This window comes from Delftia tsuruhatensis NBRC 16741 (assembly GCF_001571325.1).
In the GTDB taxonomy this organism is placed as follows: Bacteria; Pseudomonadota; Gammaproteobacteria; order Burkholderiales; family Burkholderiaceae_C; genus Comamonas; species Comamonas tsuruhatensis.
In genome coordinates, this window is sequence record NZ_BCTO01000019.1 from 159,717 (window position 1) to 184,424 (window position 24,708).

Below are 24,708 nucleotides of genomic sequence, written 5' to 3' on the forward strand. Positions count from 1 at the left end.
CTCACTCTCCCGCCAGCGCACGCACCGGGTCCAGCCGCGCCGCCGTCTTGGCCGGCATGTAGCCGAACACCAGGCCCGTCACCACGGCGCAGGCAAAGGCGCCCAGCATGGCGCGCACCGAAAACACCACGGGCACGCCCGCCATGATGAGCACCACGCCCACGGCCAGGCCGGCCAGCAGGCCCACCGTGCCGCCCACGAAGGTGACCAGGCTGGCCTCGGTCAGGAACTGGCGCAGGATGTCGCGCTGGCGCGCGCCCGTGGCCATGCGGATGCCGATCTCGCGCGTGCGCTCGCGCACCGTCATCAGCATCACGTTCATCACGCCGATGCCGCCCACCACCAGGGAAACGGCGGCAATCAGGCCCAGCATCACCGCCATGCTCTGGCGCGTGGCCGCCTCGGCCTGGATGCGCGCGGCCGCGTTGCCGATGCCGAAGTCCTCGCGCCCGCCGTGGCGCGCCAGCAGCAGCTTGCGCATGGCCTCCTCCGCCTCGTGCACCACGTCGGAGGACATGGCCTCGATCACCACATAGTCGGGCTGGGTCTGCGACTGGTAGACGCGCGCCCGGCCCGAGCGGTAGGGAATGAAGACCATGTCGTCATAGTTCTGCGCGCCCGAGTCCGCGCCGCGCTCGCTCATCACGCCGATGACCTCGAAGGCCGATGTTCCGATGATCAGCTGGCGCCCCAGCGGGTTGGGCGTGTCGGGGAAGAAATGCTGGTGCGCCTTGTGGCCCAGGACCACCAGGGGCGCCAGGTCGCGGTCCTCGGCCTCGGTGTAGTAGCGGCCCTGGGCCACCTTCCAGTGGTGCACCAGGGGCATCTCCTCGCTGGCGGCGAACACGTAGATCTGCTTGTCGGCCTTGCCGTAGCGCACGGTGATGGGGTCGCCGATCACGGGCATGACGCGCCGTATCTCGGGCAGTTCGCGCACGGCGGCCAGGTCTTCCTCGGTCATCTGCCCGGCCGGCCCGCCCGTGGCCGGCGGCTTGCTGCCCATGTAGAGGATGGCCGTGCCCATGGTCCCCATCTGCTCGACCACCTTGCGCCGCGCGCCCTCGCCAATGGCCAGCATCACAATCACCGAGGCCACGCCGATGACGATGCCCAGCAAGGTCAGGCTGGTGCGCACGCGGTTCATGCGCATGCCGCGCCAGGCGCTGCGCGCGGCCTCGAACAGTTCGGCCAGCCAGGGCGCGCCGGCGCTGCAGCGCTGCGGCGTGAGCGGCAGGGCAGCGGCGCCCGCATTCGCCGCATTCGCCGCATTCACCGCGTTGGCGGCATCGTCGCGCCGGCTGTCGCTGGTGATGCGGCCGTCGCTGATCTCGATCACGCGGCGCGCCTGGGCGGCCACAGTGCGGTCGTGGGTGATGAGGATGATGGTGTGGCCCGCGTCGGCCAGCTCTCGCAGCAGGGCCATGACCTCGGCGCCGCTGTGCGAGTCCAGCGCGCCCGTGGGTTCGTCGGCCAGGATGATCTGGCCGCCGTTCATCAGCGCACGCGCAATCGACACGCGCTGCTGCTGCCCGCCCGACAGCTGGTTGGGCCGGTTGCCCAGGCGCGAGCCCAGGCCCAGGCGCTCCAGCAGCGCACGGGCGCGCCGCACGCGCTCTTCCTTGGGCAGGCCGGCGTAGATGGCGGGCATTTCCACGTTCTCGCTGGCGCTTTCGCTGGCGATCAGGTGGTAGCCCTGGAAGACGAAGCCGAAGGCCTCGCGCCGCAGCCAGGCCAGCGCGTCCGAGTCCAGCGTGGCCACGTCCTGGCCCTGGAAGTGGTAGCTGCCCTCGCTGGGCCGGTCCAGGCAGCCCAGGATGTTCATCAGCGTGGACTTGCCCGAGCCCGAGCTGCCCACCACGGCCACGAACTCGCCCGCGCGTATCTCCAGGTCGATGCCGTGCAGCACGGTGACGGCGGGCTGGCCGCTGTCGCCGCCGCCGTAGTGCTTGGTGATGCCGCGCAGCTCTATCAGCGGTGCGGTCAGCGGCGCGCCGGCCTGCATGCCCTGCGCCATCACCATTGCAGCCACCGCGGGCCACGGTCCAGAGGCGTCTCGCCGACGATGACGCGCTCGCCTTCCTTCAGGCCCTCCAGCACCTCGGCCTGGTGGCGGCTGCGCACGCCCAGGCGCACGGTGCGCTGCTCGGGCTGACCCTTGGCGTCCAGCACGCGCACGGTCTGCGTGCTGCCTGCCTTCTCGGCCGTCTCTGCCTTCTCTGCCTTTTCCGCCTTGCCAGTCGTTCCCGCCTTGTCGGCCACGGCCATCAGCGGCACGGTGAGTGCCTGCGCGGCCTGGCCGGTGACGAAGACCACCTGGGCCGTCATCTGGGGCATCAGCTCGGCGTCCTCGTTGTCCACATCGAACAGCACGGTATAGGCCACGGCCTTGGTGGCGGGCGCAGGCGCCTGGCCCGCATTGCCGCCGGCCGGCGCCTGGCTGGTAGAGGGCGAAGGCAGCACCTGGCGCACCTTGCTGGACCAGCGCCGGGGCCTGGCCTGGTCGGCGCCGCCCAGCGTGGTGAAGTACACCGGCATGTCGTCGCGCACGCGGCGCACGTCGGCCTCGGACACTTCGGTCCACACCGTCATGGCCGACAGGTCGGCAATGCGCAGGATGTTGGGCGTCTGGTAGGTGGCGTTCAGCGTCTGGCCCTCGCGCGCCTCCACCGACACCACGGTGCCCGCCATGGGCGCGTAGATGCGCGTATAGCCCAGGCGCGCCTCGTCGGCCTTGAGCGTGGCCTGGGTCTGGTCGATCTGGGCCTTCAGGTGCTCCATGCGGGCACCGGCGGCGGCCAGGTTGGCTTCTGCGGTCTGCAGGTCTTCCTCGCGCGTGGCCCCGTCGCGGGCCAGCTGGCGCTGGCGCGTGAGCTGCTGCTCGGCCAGCTTGCGCAGCGCCTGCTGCTCGGCCAGCTGGGCGCGCAGGCCGGCCAGCGAGGCACGCCCCGCATCCACCGTGGCGCGCTGCACGCTGGGGTCGATCTCCACCAGCAGTGCGCCCTTTTCCACCTGGGCGCCGGGCTCCACGCGCAGCCGGGTGACCTGGCCCGACACCTGGGCGCCCACGTCCACATAGCGGCGTGGCTGCAGCGTGCCGATGGCCGTGACGGTGGACTCGATATCGGTGCGTGCCACGGTCTCGGTCTGATAGGCCACGGCAGGCCGGCTGGACCACCAGGCGGCCGCGCCCCCGGCCGCCGCCAACAGGACCACCGCCACGGCGATGGCTTTCCAGCGTTGCTGCGTGCGCGTCATGCTTGCCTCCCGACCACACACACCCCGAACTGGAACGAAAGCAGGAAACTCATCTGAAAAACCCCGTAATGCCGAAACTGAAAACAATCCACGCCAAATCCGCCACGGCAAGCACGCCAGCCAACCAGGCCAGCCGCGCCGCCCAGCGCGCATGGGCGCTGATCAGGGCCACGGCCATCAGCGCGCCGGCGGACACAAAGCCCAGCCAGGCCACCGTGCCCACCGTGCCGCCCCAGCCCGAGACAACGGGCACAAGGGCCAGCGCCAGCAGCGCCGTGCCCAGGCCGCGCAACTGCGGGCCACGGCGGGCCGGCAGCTCGCGCGCGCCGGTCAATTGTTCGTAGTGGCGGTCCATGGCAAAGGCCAGGGCCGCCATGCCTGCAAAGGCCAGGGCCAGTGCGGCCAGGGATGCGTGCAACGTGCTCATGCCTGCACCTCCGAGGGGCCGGCCACGGCGGCCTGCCCCTTGGCCGTCCTTGCCTTGGCGGCGGCACCCGCGCCACGCCGCACCAGCCAGCGCCAGGCCCAGGCGGCCGCCAGCCCCGTGGCCAGGCACAACAGCTCCACCCCGGCGCTTTCCCAGTCGCCCTCCAGCATGTGGGCCGACAGCGGCTCGCCCACGGTGATCCAGTTGAGCAGCGGCAGCAGCAGGCACAGCATGGCCAGCAGGCCCATCTGCTGGCGCCAGGCCGTGGCTGGCGCGCAGGCCAGCGCATGGACCAGCGCCAGGCCCCACAGCCCGAAGAACACGGCCAGCTCCCAGTCATCGCGGTGCGCCAGGCCGACGGGCACCAGGCGGTTGGCCCACAGGTAGCCGATGCAGCCCAGGCCCAGCCCGGCGATGGCCGCCACGTTCAGGCCCTCGATCAGCCGGTACACGCGCGCCGTGGCGCTGCCGAACTCGCCCTGGTGGCGGCTGCGGCGCTTGACCATGAAGAGGATGGCGCCCGTGGCCATCATGGCCGCGCCCGCCAGGCCGCACAGGAAGTACAGCCACTTCATGGCCAGCCCGCCGAACTTGACCATGTGCAGCCCGCCCATGACCGCCTGGGCCAGCGAGGGGGCGCCGCCGTCGGCACCGCCGGGCAGGCGTACCTGCAGCACCTCGCCCGTGGCGGCCGAGAACATGGCCATGCCCGAATTGGGGCTCAGGCGCTGATGTGCACGGTCATCGCTGTTCCAGCCGTAGACGCCGATGCGTGCCGAGGCATCGCCGGGATGGTCGATGACCACCGCGCGCACCGCCTGGCCCATCAGCTCCTGGCCGCGCCGTGCAAAGGGCTCCAGATCGGGCACCGCCAGGGGCTTGCCGGACAGCGCGGGCGGCCCGGCCTCGTTCATGTCGGCGATGAAGGCCGTGCGGGCGGCCTGGTCCGTGCCATAGACCGTCCAGACGCCAACGGGCATGAAGCTCAGGCTGGAGATGGCGATGCCGGTATAGGCAATCATGAACTGGAAGGGCAGCGTCAGCACCGCCACGGCGTTGTGCGCGTCCAGCCAGCTGCGCTGGCCCTTGCGTGCGCGAAAGGTGAAGAAGTCCTTGAAGATGCGCTTGTGCGTGATCACGCCGCTGACCAGGGCCACCAGCATGGCCATGGCGGCAATGCCTATCACCCACAGCCCCACCTGCCCTGCATGCAGTTCATAGTGGAAGTCCACGAAATGGTTGCCGCCCATGGTGGCGCGCGCGGCACCGTGGCCGTGGCCGGCCCCCATTTCCTCGCCCGTGGCGGTGTCCAGCTCGGCATCGGCGTACTGGCGGTTGGCGTCGAACCAGTAGACACGCAGGTCGCCGCCGCCCTTGTCGTCGGACGGCCAGATCTCCCACATCTGCGCGCCCTGGTGGTGCTTTTGCATGTAGGCCGCGCCCCAGGCCAGGCGCTGGCCCAGGTCCGCACCCTGCCCGGCCGGCGCGGCGGCGCGCGCTGCCGCCTCGGCCGCCTCCTCGGCATGGTGCTCGGGCGTCATCCAGTGCGTGATGGCTTCCTGGAACACGGCCAGCGAACCCGTGAGGAACACCGCGAACAGCAGCCACGAAAACCACAGCCCGCACCAGGTATGCAGCCAGGCCTGGGCCTGGCGGAAACCGCCCGTGGCAGCGCCGCTGCCGGGGACCTTGCTGATCTGCTCCTTTGCCATCTCAGCCTCCCCCGCCATTGCGCGCCAGCAGCAGCGCGGCGCCGCCCATCAGGGACGCAGGCACCAGCAACCCCAGCCAGACCCGGCCCGCCGAAACCGGCGAGAACGCCCAGATCACCGCCAGCGCGTGCAGCGCAAAGCTCCACTGCATGCCGGCGATCACGGCATCGACACGCGCGCCGGGCAACGCAGCGGCCAGGAAGGCCGCCAGCGCACTGGCCAGCGCATAGCCGCCGAAGACGGCGGCCAGCAGGCGGGACAGCACAAGCAGGCCCGGATGGGTGGGTTTGGCGGAATGGCCGGATTGGCCGGATTGGCCGGAATGCGAAAGGGACATGTAGTGGGTTGTTCAGAAAAGCGGCAATGCAAATGCCGAAAGCAATGGCCGTGACGGCCCTCCTGATACATGACAAACGAGATTGAAAAAAGGGCCAGCCGCAATGGACAGCGGCCTGGGTGGTTGCCGGCCTACGCCCGGTGTTGCTGTGCCCGCCCGCAGGCCGGCATGGGGCTGGCGCTCACCCTGCACGCGGAGTGCGGTGAAGGAGGCGGACAAATCCATGGGGCTGGATCATAACCGCGCAAAGAAGAATCATTCTCAATAAAAGCAATGCATGCCGGGCTCTTTCAGCGGTTCCTGGGCCATCCCTGAAAGGGCGCGATCGCAAGGTGCAACGGGCCGCCAAGCGACTTTGCGCACGCCGCACGCGCTATCATCCGCACCGGCCCCCTGTCACGGGGCCGGTGCTTCAAAACACCTTCACCACACAGCGGCTGAGCCTTCCCGAAAGAAGGCCTCGTCACGTCTGAACACCTGGCAAGTGGGCTCCCGCCCGCTCGTCCCAACGGTTACGGGCGGGATGGGGCTGTCCGCAAGGCTGCCCGCACGTCTGTGTGCGTGTTTTGAACATCCCGTCCACCTTTTCCGTGCTTCAAAACGCGGAATTGGCGGTTTCAAATCTCACACAGGAGTACGGAACCATGAACGCCGTTTCTCTCGCACTCGCCTGCACGCCCTCTTTTGGCGCCGCCCTTTCCACACGGAGGGCCCAGGCATGACCCCCGCCCAGCCCAAATCCGCCACGGACAGCCACAGCACCCGGCAGCTGTCCAATGCCCTCACCCAGGTGGACCATCTCGTGCAGCAAGGCTGTGCAGAGATTTCCTCCATCGCCCAGCTCGCCCTGGCATGGCTGGAGACGCCCAAGGGCCATCGCCACCTGGACGTGGTGGCCCGCGCCCTGCAAAGCATCCGCGACAGCGCCGAGACGCTGGCCGACTACGCCGGCACCGAGGCCCAGGCCATGGGCTGCGGGTTCGAAGACGCGGCCGAGATGCGCCGCGCCGAAGCGGCCGAGGCAGCCGCCAAGGCCATGGCGCAACTGCTCGACTGCCGCACCCATGAGCCGGTGCGCCCGCAGGGCTGAGGCATGGCCATGGACAAGGAGAAGGACAAGGGCACCACCAGGACACAGCCCCCCAGCCTGCACCAGTTGACCAGCGCCATTACCGAGATCCACAGCAGCGTGCAGGAAAACTGCACCGAGATCTCGGCCCTGGCGCAACTGGCCCTGGCGGCAGTGCATGCACCGCAGGAGCACCACAACCAGCAGGCACTGGCCCATGCGCTGCGTGCCATCCGCGACAGCGCCGACCTGCTGGCCGGCCATGTGAAGGTGGAGGCCCGGCGCGTGGTGTAGCCCCCATCCGCCGCCTACCCCGCAATGGCTCTGCAAGGGCTGCTGGCTCCGCAATGGGCGCCAGCGGCCTGCACCGCCGTCCTCGGCTGCTGCCGCGCCAACTCCACCCCATCCTCACAGGGAAAGCTTCACCACTTGTAGTTCAGCACCGCCATGGCCTGGCGCGGCGTGCCGAACTGGCCCTGGCCGTCGATGTTGACGTAGTACTTCTTGTTGAAGAGGTTGTTCAGGTTCAGCTGCAGCGAGAGCCTGGGGCTGAAGGCATAGCGCGCCATGAGGCTGGCGGTGGCGAAGGATTTCTGCTCGAAGACCAGGTCATTGCCCGCCACGAAGACGCTGGCGCGGGTGCGGCTTTGCCATTGCAGGCCGCCGCCCACGGTGAGCTGATTCCATCCACCGGGCAGGCGGTAGGAAGTGAACAGCTGGGCCTGGGTCTTGGGCGCCCAGGCGTTGATGGACAGGCCCTGGGCGTCACGCGCGACGGTGTGGGCAATGCCGGCCGACAGGTTCCAGCCCGTGGCCAGCTCGCCCGAGACCTGGGCCTCGAAGCCCTTGCTGGTCACGCCCTTGGCGCCGTAGTAGGCGAAGTCGGTGGTGCCGGGCACGACCTGGCCTTCGTCCAGCTGGGCCACGTTGTCCTGCTGGATGCGGAAGACGGACAGGGAGCTGTTGAGCCTGCCGTTGAGGTGCTCGCCCTTGATGCCGATCTCGAAGCTCTTGCCCGCCACGGGGTCCAGGTAGCTGCCGCCGCGGTCGCGGTAGTTCTGGGGCTGGAAGATGTCGGTGTAGCTGGCATAGGCCGAGAAGCCTTCGCTCAGGTCCAGCACCAGGCCTGCGTAGGGGATGAAGACGTTGTGGTCGCGCACCTCGCTGAGGCTGCGCACCTTCCAGCTGCTCTGGCGCCCGCCCACGATGAGCTTGACCGGATCGGCCAGCGACAGGCGCAGCGCGCCGTACAGCGCGTCCTGGCGCGTGTGGTCCAGGCTGCTGGTGGTCAGCGGCCCCCAGGCGGGCTCGGCATAGGAGCCGTCCCATTGGTAGTAGTTGCCCACGTCCTGCAGGGGGCTGGTGCGCGCATGGCCGGCCTTGTGCTCGCGGGCACGGCTGCTGGTCAGGCCCACCACGGCCTCATGGCGGCGCCCGCCCAGTTCCCAGCCGCCCGTCACCTGCAGGTCGGCGCTGTTTTGCTGGAAGCTGTATTCGGAGTAGTTGGGCAGGGCCGCCATGCCCAGGCCGGTGGTGATGTCGGGCTGGCGCATGAGGTACAGCAGCTTGGCGTCGTAGGCGCTGTCGCGGTGCACGAAGTTGGCCTTGAGCTTCCAGTCGTTGCCGAAGCGGTGCTGCAGGTTGGCGAAGATGCTTTTGTTGGTGCTGTTCCAGCGCGTCCAGTTCGCGGCCGTGGTCTTGGAGGTGCTCCAGTCGGCCGGCATGCCGTTCGTGAAGACCAGCGGCAGGCCGCCCCAGGTCGAGCCGGTGGGCCGGTTGGCCTGGTAGTCGGCGCCCACGCTGAGCGTGGTGTCGGGCGTGAGGTCGGCATCGATCACGCCGTAGAAGACCTGCTTGCGCGCGTGGTAGAGATCCACATGGGAGTCGCGCTCTTCGGCCATGCCGGCGACGCGTGCGCGGATGCGGCCGTCCTGCGTCAGCGGCATGGACAGGTCCACCGTGCCGCGATGGTGGTTCCACGAGCCCACGCTGGCCGAGGCCGAGCCCGTGAACACCTTGCTGTTGGCATGCTTGCGCACCATGTTGATGGAGGCCGACGGATTGCCCGCGCCCGTGAGCAGGCCCGTGGCGCCGCGCACCACTTCGACGCGGTCATAGATGGTGGTGTCGTTGCCCGATTCGCCGTAGAACGACAGGCCGATGGAGGTGGGCACGCCGTCGTACTGCAGGTTGTCCACGTAGAAGCCGCGCGAGTAGAAGTCCGAGCGGTCGCTGTCCGAGCTGACGACATGGATGCCGGTGACGCTGCGCATGGCGTCGTTGAGCGATAGCAGGCCCTGGTCCTCGATCTGCTGGCGCGTGAGCACGCTGACGGACTGCGGCGTGTCGCGCAGCGACAGGCTCAGGCCCGTGGCCGCCGCCGTGGCCGGCGTGGTGTAGGAGCCCGAGCCTTCGGTAGTGGGGCTGGCCTGGGCCGAGGCCGTGACCAGCACGGTCCTGAGTGTCTGGGAGGACGGCGCGCCTGCCGCACCCGCAGCACCCGCCGCGCCGGAGGTGGCCGACACCACGGGCATCTCGCGCAGGGTGTAGCCGCCGCCGGCCGAGCGCACGGCCGCCAGCGGCGTGCCCAGCAAGGCGCGGTCCAGTGCCTGCTCCACGGTGAAGCGCCCGCTCACGCCGCCGCTGCGCAGCCCTTCGGTGACGGCCGAGCCGAAGGTGACCAGCACGCCGGCCTCGCGCCCGAGCTGGTTGAGCACGCTTTCCAGCGGGCCGGCGGCAATGTCGTACTGGCGTTGCTGCGAAGCACCGGCAGCCGGCTGCGCCCAGGCCTGTGCCGGAGCCAGGGCGCCTGCGGCAGCCAGCCCCGCCAGCGTGCCCGCGCACAGCACCTGCAGCGCCAGCGCCACGGGCCGCAACGCCGGGGCCGCCTGGGATGGGCGGACAGTGGGGGCGGCAGTCTGCCGCATGGAGTTCTGGCGCATGGTCTGAGGGCGCATGGAAAGGCCTTGTTGCAATGGTTGTAGAGAAGCGTTGGCGCACGCTGCGGTGCGCTCCTGTCTCTGTTGACAGCCATCGCCGGCAAATCAGCTCAAATTTTTTTCAAAAGAGAGGCGAAGGCCTTCATGCAGGCCGTGCCGCTCATGCCTTGCCCGCCCCGGCAGGCCGCACCATCACCCAGTAGCGCGAGAAGGAATGGATTTCCACGGGCAGCGAGGAAGTCAGCGCGGCCAGCACGCGGTCGGTGTCGGCCAGCGGATAGGCGCCGGAGACGTGCAGGCCGGCCACGGCCGGGTCGCAGCCCAGGCGCCCGCGCCGGTAGCGGCCCAGCTCGGCCAGGAAATCCTCCAGCCGCATGCGCGAGGCCACCAGCATGCCTTCGGCCCAGGCGCTGGCCGCCGTGTCCAGCGCGCCGGAGTGCACGGCCTGCTGGGCCGTGAACGTGCCCTGCTCTCCCGCATCGACGCGCTGCGCGGCATGCGGGGCATGCGCGGGCCGCAGTTGCACGGCGCCTTGCAGCACGCCCACTTCGATGCCGGGCTCGCGCTCGCGCACCGTGAAGCGCGTGCCCAGGGCCTGGACGGCGCCCATGGCGGTCTGCACGATGAAGGGCCGGTGCAGGCTGTCCGGCGCGGTCTGCACGAGGATTTCGCCACGCACCAGCTCCAGCACGCGCTCGGCTGCGCCGTAGCGCAGGTTGAGGGCGCTGCCGGTGTTGAGCAACACGCTGCCGCCATCGGGCAGCGGCAGCCGGCGCTGCTCTCCCACGGCAGCCACCTGGTCGGCCGTCCAGCCGCGCCAGGCCTGCGAGCGCACGACGGCTGCGGAGCCTGCGCCCGAGACCAGCAGCACGGCCAGCGCCTGCACCGCACGGCGCCTGCCGGCCGAGCCGGGTGCGGCCAATGCGGCCCGCGCCAGCGGCATGGGGATGCCGGCCATCTGGCTGCCCATGGATTCGATGCGCTGCCAGGCGGCCTCATGCTCGGGGCTGGCCGCACGCCAGCGCTGCAGGCCATCGTGCTGCCGGGCCTGGGCCTGGCCGGAGTTCAGTTGCAGCCACCATTGCACGGCCTGGCGGGCCACTTCGGCAGAAATGGGGGAAGAAGCGGAAGGGAACGCCTGCATGCCGCCTACTCCGGGAAGAAGCAGCGCATGGCCGCCTTGGCCAGATGCCGCTTGACGGTGGAGATGGAGATGCCCAGCTCGGCCGCGATCTCGCCATGGCCGAGCCCTTCGAGCTGGGCCAGCAGGAAGGCCTGCTTGGCCAGCGCGGGCAGGCGGCCCAGGCGGCGGTCTATCTCCACCAGGGTCTCCAGCACCATGAGCCGGACCTCGGGCGGCGGCGCCACGGGCTCGGGCATGGCGGCCAGGGCATCGAGATAGGCCTGCTCGATGGCGCGGCGGCGCACCTGGTTGATCAGCAGGTTGCGGGCAATGGTGGTCAGGTAGGCGCGCGGCTCCTGGAGCTGGTCCAGCCCCTTGGCGCCCAGCACCTTGAGGAAGGTGCTCTGCGCCAGATCGGCCGCGTCGAAGGCATTGTCCACCTTCTTGCGCAGCCAGCCCTGCAGCCAGCCGTGGTGGGCCAGGTACAGGGATTCGACATGGGCGGACAAGGAGGGCGATGGGCTGGACACGCGGCGACCCGAGATTGAGAATAATTCTCAATTATAGGCAACTGCAACCCTCTTGCGGCCCTGCTCTACCGCCCGCTGCTGCAGTCCGTTCCTCCTGGCCGTGTTTCAGAACTTGCCGCGCAGGGTGAGCGTCGCGCTGCGCGGTGCGCCGTAGACATTGCCCCAGGCCGGCGCGCCTATGGTCTGGTAGTAGGTCTTGTCGAACAGGTTGGCCACGCTCAGTGCCACGGACCAGTTGCGGTCGATGCGGTAGCCCAGGCGGGCAGACCACACGGCATAGGCTGGCTGCACGTCGGTGATGGCGCCCACCGCGCGCGAGCTGGCGGTCTGGAAGTTGACGCCGCCGCCCACGTTCCAGGCGCTCCATTCGCCCGGCAGGCGGTAGTCGCTCCAGACCCGCAGCATGTGCTTGGGCGTGTAGGTGCTGGCGAACTCCACGCCGGCATTGGAGGTGTTGTCCAGGTATTTGAAATGGCTGAAGGTGTAGCCGGCAAACAGCTGCCAGCCGCGCGCCACCTCGCCGCTGATCTCGGCATCCAGCCCCTGGCTGCGGACCTTGCCCACGGAGACATAGCAGTAGGTGCTGGCCGAGCAGGGGTTGACCAGGTCCTCTTCGGCGCGGTTCTTCTGGTCGATGCGGAACAGGGCCACGGCCGCGTTCACCCTGCCGTCCAGCAATTCGCCCTTCATGCCCACTTCCAGATTGCGCCCCTTGATGGGAGCCAGCAGGTCGCCGGCCGCCGTCACGGCGTTCTGGGCCTGGAAGATGTCGGAGTAGCTGGCATAGGCCGACCACTGGTCATTGAGCGCATAGACCAGGCCGCCATAGGGCGTGATGACGCCGCTTTCCTTGTACGGGTCGTTGTAGGCCTCGCCCGTGTTGCGGTAGTTGCTGCTGCCCGTGAAGCGGGTGATGCGGGCGCCGCCGATCAGGGTCAGCGCATCGGTGAGGCCCAGCCGCGCCACGCCGTAGGCGCCGGACTGGGTCATGCGGGTGCGGCTTTCATCGCCGCGATAGCGGTTGGCCAGGAATTCCGCGCGGGACGGCTCGCGGATGGCGGCGCTCGGGTCGAACACGTTGTTGGGCAGGCCCATGCGGATCAGCGAATAGTCGCTGTCGTTGACCATGCGGCCCGTGTTGGCGCCAAAGCTCAGCGAATGCCGGCGGCCGAAGGCGTCGAATTTGCCGTCCACCGCCACGTCCAGGGTCTTGTTGTCGGTGGTGACATCGAACAGGCCGGCATACATCTCGTTGCCCGCCAGCGTGGCGGGATTGATCGCCCCCAGGGCGAAGGCGTACTTCATGTCGTGCTTTTCCCGGGTGTAGCCCGCCGTGGCCTTGACGGTCCAGTCCGCGTTGAAGCGGTGCTGCAGCTCGGCAAACAGCGATGTCTGCTCGCTGTCCCAGCGGTTCCAGTCCGCGCCCAGGAAGGTGGAGCGCGGCAGCCGCAGGTCCGCCCCGTCGGCATAGCGCGGCAGGCCCTGGAAGAACGGCGTGGAGCGCAGCCGCTCGTGGGTGGCGCCCACCGTCAGCCGGGTCTGGGAGCTGAGGTCGTACTCCAGCACGCCGTAGAGCACGCCGGTGCGGCTGCTGGCCACGTCGTAGAAATAGTCGCGGCTGTTGAGGCTGGCGACCACGCGCCCGCGCAGCGTGCCGGCCTCGTTGAGCGGGCCCGTGGCATCGATCTCGCTGCGCAGGTTGTTCCAGGAACCCACACTGGCCGAGACCTCCAGCTGGCGCTCTGCCAGGGGGCGCTTGCGCACCATGTTGATGGCCGCGCTGGGCGAGCCCGCCCCCTGCAGCAGCCCCGTGGCACCACGCACCACTTCCACGCGGTCCAGCGTGGCGGCGTTGCTGGTGAAGTTGTCGGCCTGCGGGTAGTAGAAGGCGCGGTTCACACCATCGAACTGGTAGGTATCCACGCGGAAGCCGCGCGAGTAGACATAGCGCCCGCCCATGGGGCTGTCGTACATGGTGATGCCCGTGGTGCTGGCCAGCACGTCGTCCACGGTGTGGAGGTTCTGGTCGTCCATGCGCTGGCGCGTGATCACGCTGATGGACTGGGGGATGTCCTTGATCGCCTGCTCGCCCTTGCCCACCGTGACCGCGCGGGCCGCGTAGCTGCCCGTGCCTTCGCTGGTGGCGCTGCGCTCGGCGCGGGCCGTCACCTGCACTTCGTTCAGGACCGTGGTGGAACCGGCACCAGCGCCGGCCGGTGCGGCCTGCCTGCGCAGCGTGTAGCTGCCATCGCTGCGCGCCACCATGTCCAGCCCGCTGCCGGCCAGCAGGCGCTGCAGCGCCTGCTGCGGCGCGTAGTGGCCGGACAGGGCCGGGCTGGTCAGCCCTTCGGTCAGCGCTGGATCGAAGGACAGCGAAATGCCCGCCGCCGTGGCCACGCCGGCCAGCGTGCGGCCCAGCGGCCCGGGCGCAATCTGGTAGGTCTGGGCTGCGGGAGCGGGGGCAGGTACGGAAGCGGGGGCCGGTTCGGCCGCCTGCCCGGCGCCTGCGGCCAATGCCATGCCCAGCAGGGCCAGGCGGGCGGCATGCGCCAGGGGATGGAAGACGGGATGCGGCATGGGTACGGCAGGCATGGAAATCGGTCCTTGGAGGCGGTGAAGAAAGAAGCTCTTTCCCCGTTGCCAGCCGAGATCCGAAAAAGTGTCACCCTGCCTCGATTTTTTTAGTTCCTGGCGACCACGGTGATCCAGTAGCCGCGCATGCGCGTCTGCACGTCGACGGGATAGGTGGAGGCCAGCATGGTCAGCGTCCGGTCCGTATCGCCCAGCGGAAAGGAGCCGGACACGCGCAGCGCGCGCACCTCGGGCGCGCACTGCAGCAGGCCGGGCCGGTAGCGCGACAGTTCGGCGCAGAACGCGGCCAGCGGCATGGCGTCGGCCATCAGCATGCCGTGGGTCCAGGCCGTGGCCTCGGGCTGCAGGGGCTGGGGCGCGGTCACCTCCCCCGCTCGCAATACCGTTTGCTGACCGGCTTGAACGACCAGCGCCGGGCTGGCGGCGCCGCGCAGCGTGACCTCCACGGCGCCCTCGGTCACGGCCAGGCGCACGGGGCCGCCGTCCGCCCTGCCCCCCTCTTGCCGCACGGTGAAGCGGGTGCCCAGGGCGCGCAGCCGGCCATGGGCGGTGTCCACGACAAAGGGACGGTGCGGCGTGGCGGTATCGGCCGCCGTTTCTATGGAAATCGCGCCCTGGCGCAGGGTGAGCAGGCGCAGTGCGCCATCAAACCGGATGTCCACCGCGCTGGCCGTGTCCAGCAGGAGGCGGCTGCCATCGGCCAGATGCTCGATACGGCGCTCGCCGGTGGCGGTGCGCAGGTCGGCGCCCCAGCCGCGCTGGTCCGCCGCATACCAGGCTTGCCAGGCCAGCCAGCCTGCAGGCGCCACGGCCAGCAGCGCGGCCAGCCGGGCCACGGTGGCGCGGCGCTGGGCGCGGTGGCTTCGGGGCCGGTCCAGCGCCGGCATGGCCAGCGCTGCAGGCAGGCCGCCCAACTTGCCCAGCAGCCGCTCGGCGCGTTCCCAGGCCAGGGCATGCTGTGGGTCGGCCTGGCGCCAGCGCTCGCAGGCGGCGCGGTCGGCGTCGGTGGCGCCGCTGTCGTGCAGGCGCATCAGCCATTCGGCGGCCTCGTCGAGCACGCGCGCTTGCAGGGGCGTCTCCATCACGCCATTGCCACCAGGCATTGGCGAAACGCCTGGGCCATGTAGCGCTTGACGCTGGTGAGCGAGATCTCCAGCTGCTGCGCGATGTCCTCGTACTTCACGCCGTCCAGCTGGGACAGCAAAAACGTGCGCCGCACGATGGGCGGCAGCGCGTCCAGCATGGCGTCTATCTCGTGCAGGGTCTCCAGTACCAGGGCGCGTTGCTCGGGCGACGGCGCCACGGGCTCGGGCAAGGCGGCCAGGGCTTCGAGGTAGGCGCGCTCCAGCGCCTGGCGCTTGTACCAGTTGACGAGCACGCCCTTGGCCACCGTGGTCAGGTAGGCACGCGGCTCCTGCACACCGTCCAAGTCGCGCACGCCCAGGATGCGCACAAAGGTGTCCTGCGCCAGGTCGGCCGCATCCGCCCCGTTGCCCAACCTGCGGCGCAGCCAGCCCTGCAGCCAGCCATGGTGGGCGGCGTACAGGGAGGCGGCTTCTCGGTGCTGGGGGGTGGAGGCTGGGGCGGATGGCATGGTAGGACCCGATGGCTTGAAGGCGGGAGGCACCATCAAACAAGAATCATTCTCAACTTATTGTAACCAGCGGAATCACTTGCCTAAGAGTGCCATCAGGCGGACCATCCAAAGGCGAACAGTGGGAGCAAGTGCGACCAGAGTGGCTGACATCCAGCTGCTGCGCCGGATCGGTATCATTTAGAAACAATCAATCATCAGCTCAGCATCCATCAGGAGAGCGAACCATGTTCGAAACGCGGGTAGCAGGCACGGCAGGACAACAGGCGCTGTGGAGCACGCTGGACAAGGCCATGGCGCTGGCGGAATTCACGCCCGAAGGCCGGCTGATGCGCGCCAATGCCAACTACGAGGCCATCCTCGGCTATCCGGCCACGGGCGCTGAAGGTCTGCTTCACAGCGATCTGTGCACGCAGGCCCAGGCCGACCCGGCCGCCTACGGTCAGTGGCGCCAGCGCTGGGGCGCGGGCGAGACGGTTTCGCGCGTGGGAGAGCACCGGCGCCGCGACGGAAGCACGTGCTGGCTGGAGGCCACCTATGCGCCCGTGCTCGATGCGGCCGGCGCCCTCAGCCATGTGCTGTGCATTGCCACCGATGTCTCGGCCCGCATGCTGGCCGACCGCCGGCGGCAGGAGCACATGCGGCGCCTGTCCCTGGTGGCCGATGCCACCGATGCTGCCGTGGTGATCGCCGATGGCAACTGGACCATCAGCTATGTGAATGCGGGCTTCAGCCGCATGTTCGGCTGGACCAGCGAGGAAGTGGTGGGCCGTGCGCCCATCGCCCTGCTGGTGCCCCATGCCTCGCCCGAGTTCACGGCCGCCTACCGTGCCGAGCTGGACGCGGGCAAGCCCGTGTACCGCGAGGAGATCCTGGTGGGCAAGGACGGCGAGCGCTACTGGGTCAGCGCCCAGGCCAATCCCGTGATGGGGCCGGACGGGCGGCTGCAGACCACGGTGACGGTGATCACCGACATTACCGAAGCCAAGATGCATGAGGTGCTGCAGCGGCGCGCCCTGGAGGCCATGGCCCGCGACCAGCCGCTGACCGAGGTGCTGGACCTGGTGTGCCGCGAGGTCGAGCGCATTGCGCCCGATATCGCGGTCTCGGTGCTGGAAGTCGATGACCAGAACCGCCTGCATCCGCTGGCCGCGCCCAGCCTGCCGGCCTCCTATTCGGCGGCGCTGGACGGCGTGCCCATCGGCCCCAATGTCGGCTCCTGCGGCGCGGCGGCCTTTCACAACCGGCCCGTGCTGGTGGGCGACATCGCCACCGACCCGCTGTGGGCCGACTACAAGCACCTCATCCTGCCGCTGGGGTATACGGCCTGCTGGTCCACGCCCATCTGCGGGCTGCAGGGCGGCGTGGCCGGCACCTTTGCCTTCTACTACCGCCATTTCAACCGGCCCGGCCCCGATCCCTTCCACCAGCGGCTGGTGGAGGCCTGCACCGACCTGTGCGCGCTGGCGCTGGAGCGCGAGCAGGCACGCCGCCGCATCCGGCAGCTGGCCTTCTACGACGGGCTGACCACCCTGCCCAACCGCAGCCTGCTGCTGGCCCAGGCCGAGCAGGCGCTGTCCGTGGCTTCGCACGAGGGCCACGAGCTGGCCGTGGTCTTCATCGACCTGGACCGTTTCAAGCAGGTCAACGATTCGCTGGGCCACCCGGCCGGCGACCGGCTGCTGTGCAGCGTGGCCCAGCGCATTCAGGCGGAGCTGCGCACGGGCGACATTGCCGGACGGCTGTCGGGCGACGAGTTCGTCATCGTGCTGCCACACTGCGGCGGTGCGCAGGCGGCCGAGGTGATAGAGCGGCTGCAGTCGGCACTTGGCGAGCCCTGCATGATCGACGACGTATCCCTGGCCAGCACGGCCAGTTGCGGCATTGCCGTGTTTCCCGCCGACGGGCGCGACATGGAGACCCTGCTGCACCGCGCCGACATGGCCATGTACCAGGCCAAATCCGGCGGACGCGGGCTCTACAGCTTCTTCAGCCCCGAGATGAACCGCCTGGCGCAGGAGCGGCTGGTGCTGGAGACGGCGCTGCGCGACGCCCTGCGCAGCGGCGGCCTGCGCCTGCACTACCAGCCCCAGCTCGACCTGAAGGACGGGCGCCTCTACGGCGTGGAGGCCCTGGCGCGCTGGAGCCATGCGGAATTCGGCGAGATCTCGCCCGCACGCTTCATTCCGCTGGCCGAGGAATGCGGCCTGATCGGCGAGCTGGGCACCTGGGCACTGCGCGAGGCCTGCCGCCAGTTGGGCGAGTGGCGCAGCCGGGGCATCGACGTGCCGGCCATGTCGGTCAACCTCTCGCCCACCAGCTTTCACAACCTGGACCTGCCGCGCATGATTGCCGACACGCTGGAGCACAACGCGCTCAAGCCGCAGGACCTCACGCTGGAGATCACCGAAAGCCTGCTGCTGGACACCAACCCGGGCACCATGCGCACGCTGCAGGCCGTGCATTCCCAGGGCGTGCGCCTGTCCATGGACGACTTCGGCACGGGCTACTCCAGCCTCAGCTACCTGCGGCGCCTGCCGGTCAGCGAACTCAAGCTGGACCGCAGCTTCGTCGCCGACCTGGAGCACGACGAGGCCGCACAGGCGCTGAGCAACGCCATCCTGGGCATAGGCCGCAGCCTGCACCTGACCGTGGTGGCCGAGGGCGTGGAGACGGCAGCGCAGAACACCATCCTGCGCGAACAGGGCTATCCGGTGGCACAGGGCTATCTGTTCTCTCGCCCGCTGCCGGCCGCTGATCTGGAACGGTGGCTGCAGGCATTGAGCGCGCAGGCCGGCCTGACGACGGACGTGTGAGCGGACCAGGCCATGCGCGCGGAGACCTTGGCCGGCAAAAGTAACAATCCGCAATAAATATTCGGACTGGACCTATTTTTCCCTAAGCCTCGCCGGCAAGTGACCGATATCTGCGGCATGGCGGCGGCTGAGTGTCGGCCCCGCTGATCGCCACAGATCGCCACCGTTTCCGCCGACTCCCAGCCCCAGCCGCTCATCCGCTTTCGCTCTTCGCCATACGGCACTCCCCCACCATGATGTTTTTCCGCAATCTGAAGCTGGCCCCCAAGCTGCTGGCCTCCTTCATCGCCCTGCTGCTGCTGACCGCAGGCCTGGGCCTGTTCTCCGTGGTCCAGCTGGACCGCGTCAACCAGACCGCCACCGACCTGGCCCACCACTGGATGCCTGCCGAGCGCGTGCTCCTGGAGATGCGCTACCAGCTGCAGCGCTACCGCTCGCAGACCATGCAGCATGTGCTGGCCACCTCCATGGAAGAGATGGCCGTCTACGACAAGAACATGCCCGCGCTGTGGTCCGAGCTGCTGAAGAACCAGCAGGCCTTCGAGCGCTATGCCAATACGGCTCGCGAGCGCGAGCTGATGGCCGGCATCAAGGACGACCTGGGCCAGTACGCGCAGCACACGGCAAAGATCGTGGACCTGTCCCACGCCCTGCGCACCGACGAGGCGTCCGAGCTGCTGCGCGGCGATTCGGTCAAGACCAGCCGCGCCATCAACAGCAAGCTCGATGAACTGATCAAGCTCAACGCCCAGGGCATCGAAGATGCCAACCAGGCCGGTGACGACATCTTCACGGCTGCGCGCTGGTGGGTGATCGCCCTGCTGGTGGGCGCCGTGGTCTTCGGCCTGGCCATGGCCCTGCTGATCGCCCGCAGCGTGGCGCGCCCCCTGCAGCAGGCCGTGAGCCTGGCGCAGGCCGTGGCCGCAGGCGACCTGGGCAGCCGCATCGAGGTGCATGGCAAGGACGAGACCGGCCAGCTGCTGCTGGCCCTGCAGCACATGAACGAAAGCCTGCAACGCATCGTGGGCCAGGTGCGCCAGGGCACGGACTCCATCGCCACGGCCAGCGGCCAGATCGCATCGGGCAACCAGGACCTGTCGGCCCGCACCGAGGAGCAGGCCAGCTCGCTGGAGCAGACCGCCGCCTCCATGGAGGAGCTGACCTCCACCGTCAAGCAAAACGGCGCCAACGCCCAGCAGGCCAACCAGCTGGCCGCCGCCGCGTCCCAGGTCGCCGTGCGCGGCGGAACGGCCGTGGCCCAGGTGGTGCAGACCATGTCCGCCATCAACGATGCCTCGCGCAAGATCGTGGACATCATCGGCGTCATCGACTCCATCGCCTTCCAGACCAACATCCTGGCGCTGAATGCCGCCGTGGAAGCGGCCCGCGCCGGCGACCAGGGCCGGGGCTTTGCCGTCGTCGCCTCGGAAGTGCGCACCCTGGCCCAGCGCTCGGCCGCCGCCGCCAAGGAGATCAAGCAGCTGATCGACGACTCGGTGGGCAAGGTCGAGGAAGGCAGCGCCCAGGTCGATTCGGCCGGCAAGACCATGGAGGAGATCGTGGCCAGCGTGCGCCGCGTGACCGACATCATGGGCGAGATCTCGGCCGCCAGCCATGAGCAGACGGCCGGTATCGAGCAGGTCAACCAGGCCGTCACGCAGATGGACCAGATGACCCAGCAGAACGCGGCCCTGGTCGAGGAATCGGCGGCGGCCACCGGCGCCCTGCAGGCCCAGGCCAAGGCGCTGGCCGAGGTGGTGAGCGTGTTCAAGCTCTCGCCGTCCACCGGCATGCTGGGCAGCAGCCGCGGTGTCAGCCACGCCGCCGCCGTGGCAGCGCCCCGCCAGACACCGGCGGCGCCCCGTCCGCATCTGGCGCCTGCCGCTCCCAAAGGCGCTGTGCCCGCACGCGCATCGGCCGCCCTGCCTTCTGCAACTGGTGCGGCCGGTGCACCCCCTGCTCCGGCAGGCGCCGCGCGCCCGGCCCAGCCGGCGCAGCCGGCCCGGCCTGCCGTGACCGCACCTGCCAGGGCCAAGGCCAAGGCGGCCAGCACGGCCTCCGACGACGATTGGGAAACCTTCTGAACCAGGTTTTCGCCCGCCCCGCCGGGGGCGGACACACCGGCCAAGGCCCGACCAGCTCCTGCTGGCCGGGCCTTTTTTCCGGGCGCCTCGCAGGCGGATCACGCCCCTGCCATGGCCAAGCCCTTCAAATCTGCCATGATCGACCGCTGCAAGCCCTTGTTTTGAAAGCCCTCGCCAGTCTGCGGCCCTCCCGCAGCCCCGCGCGACAGGCGCTTGGCCCGGCACGGTGCCCCAGCATGAGAAAATCGGCGATTCAGCCAAGAACACATTCATCAGAAGACGGAACACATCATGGAAGCAGAACGCATCAACCTCATCGGCAACACCCTCGAAGATCTGTCGCAGCGGACGGCAGATCTACGGAGGTATCTTTGACTACGATGCAAAGTACGAACGACTGCGCACGGTAAATGCCTCGCTGGAAGATCCCAGCGTCTGGAACGACCCCAAGAAGGCCCAGGAACTGGGCAAGGAAAAGAAGCTGCTCGACGGCGTCGTGCTGACGCTGCAAAAGCTGACCACCGAGCTGGCCGACAACGCCGAGCTGTTCGAGATGAGCAAGGAAGAAGGCGATGAGACCGGCCTGCTCACCATCGAAGGCGAGACCGCCAAGCTGCAGCCCCTGATCGAGGAACTGGAATTCCGCCGCATGTTCGGCAAGGAAGCCGATCCGCTGAACTGCTTCGTGGACATCCAGGCCGGCGCCGGCGGCACCGAAGCCTGCGACTGGGCGGGCATGCTGCTGCGCCAGTACCTGAAGTACGCCGAACGCAAGGGCTTCAAGGCCACGGTCGAGGAAGAGACGCCGGGCGACATCGCCGGCATCAAGAGCGCGACCATCCACATCGAGGGCGAGTACGCCTACGGCCTGCTGCGCACCGAAACCGGCGTGCACCGCCTGGTGCGCAAGTCGCCCTTCGACAGCTCGGGCGGCCGCCACACCAGCTTTGCCTCGCTGTTCGTCTATCCCGAGATCGACGACTCGATCCAGATCGAGATCAACCCCTCGGACGTGCGCACCGACACCTACCGCGCATCGGGCGCCGGCGGCCAGCACATCAACAAGACCGATTCGGCCGTGCGCCTGACGCACATCCCGACCGGCATCGTCGTGCAATGCCAGGATGGCCGCAGCCAGCACAGCAACCGCGACGTCGCATGGCAGCGCCTGCGCTCCAAGCTCTACGAGCACGAGATGCAAAAGCGCATGGTGGAGCAGCAAAAGCTGGAGGACACCAAGACCGATGTGGGCTGGGGCCACCAGATCCGCTCGTACGTGCTGGACAACAGCCGCATCAAGGATTTGCGCACCAACGTCGAAATCTCGGCCACCCAGAAGGTGCTGGACGGCGACCTCGACGCTTTCATCGAAGCCTCGCTCAAGCAAGGCCTCTGAGTTCCAAGCCCCTGGGCGGCACCGGCCGCACAGGGGCTTGGACTCTGTCCCCTGATATTGGCATAGGAAGGAATCTGTATGCTGCAACTGCGTGACGGGCAGGCCCCTGCCACCGCCATCCACCGCGCCGACTACCAGGCTCCTGCCTGGTGGATCGACACCGTGGACCTGACCTTCGATCTCGATCCGGCCAAGACCCGCGTGCTCAACAAGATGCGCGTGCGCCGCAACACCGAGGTGCCGGCGCAGCCGCTGCGCCTGGACGGCGATGAACTGAACCTTGCGCGCGTGCTGGTCAACGGCGGCGGCACCTCGTTCAAGATGGACGGCGACCAGCTCGTGCTGGAGAACCTGCCCGAGGGCGGCGACCCCGTCGATCTGGAAATCTTCACCACCTGCACGCCCGCCAAGAACACCAAGCTCATGGGCCTGTATGTGAGCCAGGGCACGTTCTTCACCCAGTGCGAGGCCGAGGGTTTCCGCCGCATCACCTATTTCCTGGACCGTCCCGACGTGATGGCCATGTATACCGTGACGCTGCGCGCCGACAAGACCGCGTACCCGGTGCTGCTGTCCAACGGCAACCTGGTCGAGCAAGGCGCGCTGGAAGACGGCCGCCACTTCGCCAAGTGGGCCGATCCGCACCGCAAGCCCAGCTACCTGTTCGCCCTGGTCGCCGGCAACCTGGTTGCGCGCGAGCAAAAGATCAAGAGCCGCGCAGGCCGCGACCACCTGCTGCAGGTCTTCGTGCGCCCCGGCGACCTGGAGAAGACCGAGCACGCCATGAACTCCCTCATGGCCAGCGTGGCCTGGGACGAGGCCCGCTTCGGCCTGTCCCTGGACCTGGACCGCTTCATGATCGTCGCCACCAGCGACTTCAACATGGGCGCCATGGAGAACAAGGGCCTGAACGTCTTCAATACCAAGTACGTCCTGGCCAGCCAGTCCACGGCCACCGACACCGACTACGCCAACATCGAGTCCGTCGTCGGCCACGAGTACTTCCACAACTGGACCGGCAACCGCGTCACCTGCCGCGACTGGTTCCAGCTGTCGCTCAAGGAAGGCCTGACCGTCTTCCGCGACCAGGAATTCAGCATGGACATGGCGGGCAGCCCCTCGGCGCGCGCCGTCAAGCGCATCGAGGACGTGCGCGTGCTGCGCACCGCCCAGTTCCCCGAGGATGCAGGCCCCATGGCCCACCCGGTGCGGCCCGACAGCTACATCGAGATCAACAACTTCTACACCGTCACCATCTACGAAAAAGGTGCCGAGGTCGTGCGCATGCAGCACAACCTGGTGGGCCGCGAAGGCTTCGCCAAGGGCATGAAGCTGTATTTCGAGCGCCATGACGGCCACGCAGTGACCTGCGACGACTTCGCCCAGGCCATGGCCGACGCCAACCCCGACAGCGAACTGGCCCGGCGCCTGGACCAGTTCAAGCGCTGGTACAGCCAGGCCGGCACGCCACAGCTGCGCGCCGAAGGCAGCTATGACGCGGCCGCCCGCACCTACACGCTGACCCTGAGCCAAAGCTGCGCGCCCACGCCCGGCCAGGCCGAGAAGCTGCCCTTCGTCATCCCCGTGCAGATGGGCCTGCTGGGCCAGGACGGCCGCGCGCTGACCCTGCGCCTGCAGGGCGAAGATGCGCAGGCAGCCGGCGACAGCCGCCTGTTGGTGCTGTCCGAACCCAGCCACAGCTTCGTCTTCACCGACGTGGACCAGGAGCCCGTGCCCTCGCTGCTGCGCGGCTTCAGCGCCCCCGTGGTGCTGCAGCACAGCGACAGCGATGCCGCCTTGCTGACCCTGCTGGCCCATGACAGCGATGCCTTCAACCGCTGGGAAGCCGGCCAGCGCCTGGGCCTGCGCATCGCGCTGCAGGCCATTGGCGACACCTCCATCACGGCAGACGCCAGCGGCCAGATCGCCGCTGCCCTGCTGCCGGCCTCCTTCGTCGAGGCCATGCGCGGCGTGCTGCGCCATCCGCAGCTGGATGCGGCCTTCAAGGAACTGATGCTGACCCTGCCCGGCGAAAGCTACATTGCCGAGCAGCTGGCCGTGGTCGATCCGCAGCGCGTGCACGCCGTGCGCGAAGCCATGCGCCAGCAACTGGCCACCGAACTGCAGGCCGACTGGCAGCAGGCATGGCAGGAGCACAGCGACACCGGCGCCTACCGCCCCGACCCCGTCAGCTCCGGCCGCCGCGCCCTGTCCGGCATGGCACTGTCCATGCTGTGCCTGGCCGCGCGCGCCTCGGGCGACACGGTCTGGCCCGGCAAGGCGCTGCAGCGCTTCAAGGACGCAGGCAACATGACCGACCGCATGAGCGCCCTGACGGCACTGGTGCAAAGCGGCCACCCGCTGGCCGCCCAGGCCCTGGCGCGTTTCCACAAGCTGTTCCAGCACGATGCGCTGGTGCTGGACAAGTGGTTCGCGCTGCAGGGCGGCGCCTGCGACCGTGGCGGCAACGTGCTGCCGGCCGTCAAGCAGCTGATGAAGCACCCCGACTTCCAGATCAAGAACCCCAACCGCGCGCGCAGCCTGATCTTCAGCTACTGCAGCGCCAATCCCGGCGCCTTCCACCGCGCCGACGCGGCGGGCTACGTGTTCTGGAGCGAGCGCGTCATCGAGCTGGACGCCATCAACCCCCAGGTCGCCGCCCGCCTGGCGCGTGCCCTGGACCGCTGGAGCAAGCTGGCCGAGCCCTACCGCACGGCTGCACGTGAAGCCATCGCCCGCGTGGCGGCTCGCGCCGAACTCAGCAACGACGTGCGTGAAGTCGTCACCCGCGCCCTCGCGGATTGACGAGCCACCCCCTGAGTCGCTTCGCGCCT

Annotated in this window: 17 protein-coding genes; 6 read left to right on the forward strand and 11 right to left on the reverse strand. The window is 68.9% G+C overall.

The annotated features are described in order from the left end of the window. Position 1: 1 nt before the first annotated feature. From DTS01S_RS08670 to DTS01S_RS08690, 5 genes are read right to left on the reverse strand one after another with little or no spacing between them, the layout of a single operon-like run. Positions 2-2,014: an ABC transporter permease gene (locus DTS01S_RS08670; protein WP_061287586.1), complete on the reverse strand. Its 2,013-nt coding sequence runs from the start codon at positions 2,012-2,014 to the stop codon at positions 2-4. Further along, positions 2,014-3,255, reverse strand: coding sequence for an efflux RND transporter periplasmic adaptor subunit (locus tag DTS01S_RS08675; protein ID WP_017405378.1), 1,242 nt, complete (start codon positions 3,253-3,255; stop codon positions 2,014-2,016). Before DTS01S_RS08675 ends, DTS01S_RS08670 begins: the two co-directional genes overlap by 1 nt. A 49-nt stretch (positions 3,256-3,304) precedes the next feature. Continuing rightward, entirely contained in the window at positions 3,305-3,682 is a 378-nt protein-coding gene (locus DTS01S_RS08680; protein ID WP_016450743.1) for a DUF3325 domain-containing protein, read from the reverse strand. Continuing rightward, complete coding sequence (locus DTS01S_RS08685) at positions 3,679-5,394, reverse strand: PepSY-associated TM helix domain-containing protein (protein WP_017405379.1); 1,716 nt, start codon at positions 5,392-5,394, stop codon at positions 3,679-3,681. Before DTS01S_RS08685 ends, DTS01S_RS08680 begins: the two co-directional genes overlap by 4 nt. A gap of 1 nt (position 5,395) precedes the next feature. After that, positions 5,396-5,731: a DUF3649 domain-containing protein gene (locus tag DTS01S_RS08690; RefSeq protein ID WP_017405380.1), complete on the reverse strand. Its 336-nt coding sequence runs from the start codon at positions 5,729-5,731 to the stop codon at positions 5,396-5,398. Between the two features lie 718 nt (positions 5,732-6,449). Here DTS01S_RS08690 and DTS01S_RS08695 point away from each other — a divergent pair. Both DTS01S_RS08695 and DTS01S_RS08700 read left to right on the forward strand, forming a co-directional pair. Beyond that, positions 6,450-6,821, forward strand: coding sequence for a hypothetical protein (locus DTS01S_RS08695; protein ID WP_061287587.1), 372 nt, complete (start codon positions 6,450-6,452; stop codon positions 6,819-6,821). A gap of 3 nt (positions 6,822-6,824) precedes the next feature. Next, on the forward strand, positions 6,825-7,094 hold the full coding sequence (locus tag DTS01S_RS08700) for a hypothetical protein (RefSeq protein WP_017406806.1): 270 nt from the start codon (positions 6,825-6,827) through the stop codon (positions 7,092-7,094). Between the two features lie 128 nt (positions 7,095-7,222). On the opposite strand, the gene fhuE is transcribed toward DTS01S_RS08700, so the two are convergent. The 6 genes from fhuE to DTS01S_RS08730 form a co-directional block, all read right to left on the reverse strand. Beyond that, positions 7,223-9,757, reverse strand: a complete 2,535-nt coding sequence (gene fhuE, locus DTS01S_RS08705) for a ferric-rhodotorulic acid/ferric-coprogen receptor FhuE (protein WP_061287588.1) — start codon at positions 9,755-9,757, stop codon at positions 7,223-7,225. A gap of 142 nt (positions 9,758-9,899) precedes the next feature. Continuing rightward, entirely contained in the window at positions 9,900-10,883 is a 984-nt protein-coding gene (locus tag DTS01S_RS08710) for a FecR domain-containing protein (RefSeq protein ID WP_017406808.1), read from the reverse strand. Between the two features lie 5 nt (positions 10,884-10,888). Further along, positions 10,889-11,371 carry a sigma-70 family RNA polymerase sigma factor gene (locus DTS01S_RS08715; protein ID WP_061287589.1) on the reverse strand — a complete coding sequence of 161 codons (483 nt, stop codon included), beginning with the start codon at positions 11,369-11,371 and terminating at the stop codon, positions 10,889-10,891. A gap of 126 nt (positions 11,372-11,497) precedes the next feature. Next, entirely contained in the window at positions 11,498-13,984 is a 2,487-nt protein-coding gene (locus tag DTS01S_RS08720; protein ID WP_017406810.1) for a TonB-dependent siderophore receptor, read from the reverse strand. Positions 13,985-14,073: 89 nt separating this feature from the next. After that, entirely contained in the window at positions 14,074-15,087 is a 1,014-nt protein-coding gene (locus DTS01S_RS08725; protein WP_061287590.1) for a FecR domain-containing protein, read from the reverse strand. Next, on the reverse strand, positions 15,066-15,578 hold the full coding sequence (locus DTS01S_RS08730; protein WP_017406812.1) for a sigma-70 family RNA polymerase sigma factor: 513 nt from the start codon (positions 15,576-15,578) through the stop codon (positions 15,066-15,068). Before DTS01S_RS08730 ends, DTS01S_RS08725 begins: the two co-directional genes overlap by 22 nt. Before the next feature lie 227 nt (positions 15,579-15,805). On the opposite strand from DTS01S_RS08730, the gene DTS01S_RS08735 reads away from it, so the two are divergent. From DTS01S_RS08735 to pepN, 4 genes are all read left to right on the forward strand, one after another. Further along, positions 15,806-18,394 carry a sensor domain-containing protein gene (locus DTS01S_RS08735; RefSeq protein ID WP_017406813.1) on the forward strand — a complete coding sequence of 863 codons (2,589 nt, stop codon included), beginning with the start codon at positions 15,806-15,808 and terminating at the stop codon, positions 18,392-18,394. Between the two features lie 233 nt (positions 18,395-18,627). Further along, entirely contained in the window at positions 18,628-20,478 is a 1,851-nt protein-coding gene (locus DTS01S_RS08740) for a methyl-accepting chemotaxis protein (protein ID WP_016452942.1), read from the forward strand. A gap of 291 nt (positions 20,479-20,769) precedes the next feature. Continuing rightward, a protein-coding gene (gene prfB / locus DTS01S_RS29465) for a peptide chain release factor 2 (RefSeq protein WP_126312227.1) occupies positions 20,770-21,874 on the forward strand; the annotation gives its coding sequence in 2 pieces (ribosomal slippage) (positions 20,770-20,850 and positions 20,852-21,874; 1,104 coding nt in all). Between the two features lie 78 nt (positions 21,875-21,952). Then, positions 21,953-24,679, forward strand: coding sequence for an aminopeptidase N (pepN, locus tag DTS01S_RS08745; RefSeq protein WP_061287591.1), 2,727 nt, complete (start codon positions 21,953-21,955; stop codon positions 24,677-24,679). Positions 24,680-24,708: the final 29 nt, after the last annotated feature.